4 protein-coding genes are annotated in these 4,420 nt (G+C 44.8%); 3 read left to right on the top strand and 1 reads right to left on the bottom strand.

The features are described 5' to 3' along the window. Positions 1-1,004, bottom strand: a 1,004-nt coding sequence (locus ACEW8S_RS07710; protein ID WP_373517585.1) for an Nramp family divalent metal transporter, incomplete at its 3' end; no start/stop codon positions are given. A gap of 358 nt (positions 1,005-1,362) precedes the next feature. On the opposite strand from ACEW8S_RS07710, the gene ACEW8S_RS07705 reads away from it, so the two are divergent. From ACEW8S_RS07705 to ACEW8S_RS07695, 3 genes are all read left to right on the top strand, one after another. Then, on the top strand, positions 1,363-1,806 hold the full coding sequence (locus tag ACEW8S_RS07705) for a hypothetical protein (protein ID WP_373517584.1): 444 nt from the start codon (positions 1,363-1,365) through the stop codon (positions 1,804-1,806). Positions 1,807-1,908: 102 nt separating this feature from the next. Next, entirely contained in the window at positions 1,909-2,472 is a 564-nt protein-coding gene (locus ACEW8S_RS07700) for a hypothetical protein (RefSeq protein ID WP_373517583.1), read from the top strand. Positions 2,473-2,962: 490 nt separating this feature from the next. Further along, entirely contained in the window at positions 2,963-4,051 is a 1,089-nt protein-coding gene (locus tag ACEW8S_RS07695) for a Gfo/Idh/MocA family protein (protein ID WP_373517582.1), read from the top strand. The last annotated feature ends 369 nt before the right edge of the window (positions 4,052-4,420 follow it).

Below are 4,420 nucleotides of genomic sequence, written 5' to 3'. Positions count from 1 at the left end.
TTAATTATTTCAATCGGCTGAATACCAAGCGACATAAAGAGTACACCTAGAATCAAGATGATCATCCATACCGCCCGGAATTTTTTATCCTTCAGACCCGCTTTCCAACCAAAACAGCTATTGGCCACGTAGGCGGCCGCTAATGGGGCCGTTATCGCCGAGGTTATACCGGCGGCAAAAAGACCTATCCCCATAAAATATCTTGCAGCATTACCGAACAAAGGCTCCAAGCCCTTTGCCAAATCCATTACATTCGAAATACTTCCATCTGGAATCGCCGCTGCGGCCACCATGACCGACATTGATACTAATCCCCCTAGAACTATGGAAACCACCGTATCCCATCTGGCCGTGGATAGGTCGGACTCCGATTTCCATTTTTCACTGACCAAGGCGGCGAGTAAAAAGAGATTATACGGCACCACCGTAGTTCCGACCAGGGCAATGACCGTTAAAATACTGTCTTCGGGTATCACAGGTAAAAGCAATCCTTTTAGTATATCCCCTATATTCGGACCGACGATAATTGCAGTTACGAAAAAGGATAGGCTCATGATCAGCACCAATCCTATAAAGACCTTTTCCGAGGTGCGGTAATTCCCTATATATAATAGTAAAAAGGCGAATACGCCTATGATATAGGGATAATAGAACAAATACGACGAGCCAAAAAGCGCCTCCAAACCTAGGGTTCCCCCACCGATGTTACCCCCCTCATAGGCGGCATTACCGACGACTATGGCGCCCAAAATGATGACAATAATCAAGTTTCTAACGTATGGCGATACAATCCCGTGTTTAATTACATCCGCCAATCCGCTTTGGGTAACGATACCCAGCCGGGCTGCCATTTCCTGTAGGATTATTGTGGCTACAATCGACAGCCCCATGGCCCAAAGAAGGGTATAGCCGAATTCCGCCCCCGCCAACGTGCAGGCCGTAACCGTACCCGGACCGATAAATGCCGCGGCGACCAATACTCCCGGGCCTATTTTTTTGAACATACTTTAGCCTTTGTTTGCATTTACTGCAAGATCTCAGGGAAAGATAGGGAAAAACCACCGTTGACCTCCGCGGTCGAATATTTTTTCAATTCCTCTTAAGGCAGGCAGGCTTGCCGTTGAGCTTTTATTTGAACTGGTAATTGCACCTGAGCTTGAACTTGCGCGTGAACTTGAGCTTGTCCCTTATCCTACACCACAATTTTAACATTTTCCAACGCCGTTAATCTAAAAATTTGCAGTTCGTCTAAAACTCGGGTGCCATACGTCGAACGGGTATACTATCCTATAAAAAATACGGTTATTACTAGAAGTCCACCGGACATGATTATCCCAAATCGAACCCAATTGAACTATGTCAATGACGTGCTTAGAATGTAAGAAGGAACTTGGTTATACCAATCACAAAAATGCCATGGATGCCATAGGTGTCGAACTCTGTGAAGTGCATCAAGTACGAATAGCCAAACTTATAGACACCAACGCTACCCCCCGCGAGGCCATTCAACTTTATTATGGACTGAAAGAGGCCGGTGTTAACGCGATGCTGGAATGGTGGGACGGCAACAAATCTATCGATATCGCCATTTCACGGGTTAAACTCAACATCGAAATCGATACGGAATACCATATGATGACGCACGAACAGGCCATGAATGATCTGGAGGAAGCCATGCATTCCTTTAAAAACGGATTTACCACCATTCGAATTCCCCATGTGCTTATAAAATATTATCTCAAAGAAACCGTTGTAAATATTCTTGGTATTATGGAAGGCCTTCGGGTACACTTGAAGGCTATTTAGATCTATGCTGCCAAAAGCCTTACGCCAAACGCTTCCGCCCTGTGCTTTTAACCAGATAGGACGGCACCAAGCGAATGGCGGTACCAATCTAAACCTACTCGTATGCCTACGCCAAAAAAAATCTTGACGACTCCCCTGAGAATTGCTATTTCCATTTTATTGCTGGGCATGCTGTCGCGGATCCTACATTGGCCGTACGCTACCGAAATCATCGTAGCGGCCTTTGTAAGCGTAGGACTTTTGTACCCGTTTCGATTTTGGAAGAAACCTGACAAACACTTCCTTGATTACACAAAATTAATATTGGTGGTTTTCTGGGCGACAAACGGAATTTTTAGGGCCTTGGATTTCACCTATTCCCTATTCTTTCAAATCATTATTGCCATATCCTTCCTGATCTGGATCATCCTCGAAGGTACCGCCTACTTTTTGGACGAAGATCGAAAAGCAAAAAACAATAGGATACAGGTGCTTTGGAACTGCGCCATGGTCATCGGCACCTTCGCCATAATCGGCGGTAGTCTACTTAATATATTAGGTTGGCCATTTGCCATTCCCCTCATGGTCTTTGGTATCCTGGTCATCGTGGCGTTCATTCTCAAGGATATCTTTACCTCGAACAAGCTTGAAAAAGAGGATAGGAATAATGAGGAGTATCAGCTTTAAAGGCTCTGATATCCTTCAGGACTTCGTTCGAGATCAAGTCTCCACCCTATTGACATGCGCTTTAATCAAACTACCCCGATAGCGCAAAGCGTATACGGTAAAATCAAATTAAAGGTTCCCCATATAGAATCAATTTCAGCCAATACTATGCGAAGCCCCATCAGATTAACTGCTGTTTTATTGGTTCACAGGCAAAAAAGCTCCTCGCCTTATATAGGTATATCCGACCCTTTGACGGTATTTTTGTCATAAATCGATTATAATGCCCGTTCCCCGAATTACAACCCTCCTAGAACCGGACTTCTTCGTTTTACTATAAAGCAGTCCTCTATGAAAGATAAAACTACCCTGAACGAATACTTGATCTACGCCTTTTGTGCTTTTTGCTTTTTATGGTCCATCTACGTGATATTTTTTAGTCTGACACCCTAAATAAGAATTGATTTATTCGGATTCTTATCGTATTTTCTGACCTTAAAATTACAAGGATATGGAAAATCAACGTCGAAAATTCATTCATCAGGCTGGACTACTAGCCGCATCTACCACATTTTTACCTAACGCCCTATGGTCGGCCACGGGGCCCCAAAAGGAAAAACTGGGCATCGCCCTAGTGGGATTGGGATACTACAGTACCGACCTGCTGGCTCCCGCTTTGCAACTCACCCAGCATTGCGAACTAAAGGGCATTGTTACCGGAAGTCCGGATAAGATTCCCGTTTGGAAGGACAAATACGGTATCCCCGATAAGAACATCTACGATTATAAGGGGATGGACAAAATTGCCGATAATCCCGATATCGACGTTATCTACATTGTGCTGCCCCCTTCGATGCATGCCGAATATACCATTCGGGCAGCCAACACCGGAAAACACGTATGGTGCGAAAAACCTATGGCACCTACCGTAGCGGAATGTGAATCGATGATCAAGGCCTGCAACGCCAATAAGGTAAAACTTTCCATTGGCTACCGTTGCCAGCACGACCCCAATATTCAGGCCTATATGAAGGCGGCCAAGGAAAAAACCTTCGGGGCGGTCAAAATGGTATCTTCCAGTGCCGGTTACTTTGACGGCCGCACCGATCATTGGAAACAAAAGAAAGCCATGGGTGGCGGTGTGATGGGCGATATGGGCGTCTATGCCATTCAGGGCGCGCGCTTGGCTACGGGCGAGGAACCAATATCGGTCATGGCCCGAACATTTACCACCCGACCTGATATCTACACTGAAGTCGAGGAAACCGCTATGTACCAACTTGAATTCCCCAGCGGTGCCCGCGCAGCCTGCCAGAGTAGCTTCGGCATTCAAATGAACTATCTGAACATCAACTACGAAAAAGGATGGATAAAAATGTCGCCGCATTCCTCCTATAGCGGTAACAAAGGGATACGGTCAGACGATAAAATTATTGATTTCCCCCTAGAAAACCAACAGGCCAAGCAGATGGACGATGATGCAATTTCCATTCGCAACGATACCGATATGTTGGTACCCGGCGAGGAGGGTTTACGCGATATTCGGGTGGTCGAGGGGGTCTATCGGGCGGCCGAAAAGGATTGTTCGGTGAAGTTGTAAAAGTAACTCCCGCCCACTTTAACGAAACAATGGTTGCTTTATCGAATGATTATATCAAGATAGACCTAAGTGGCGTTATAAGGCAAACAAATCTTATATTATGAAAAACATCGTCCTACAAGTATTTCAAAGAATCGAAGAAGAGCGAAAGCTTTTTATCAGAATTATGAAAGATATCGAGCGATAGCAAAATATCTTTATATTCGAACGAACCCATAGGCTTTTATGGCTATGGGTTTTTTTATGGGATACTATTTTTAGGTTTTAGAAGACAACCCCCACATCCTAAAAAATAAAACCCAAAAATTATGGGGTTTTTATTGGTGGTGCTTCTATTCTCCACCTTTATTTTTGTGACACAACCTCCAA

Source organism: Pricia sp. (assembly GCF_041745955.1).
Classification (GTDB): Bacteria; Bacteroidota; Bacteroidia; order Flavobacteriales; family Flavobacteriaceae; genus Pricia.
This window is presented reverse-complemented; position numbering and strand designations above follow the sequence as displayed.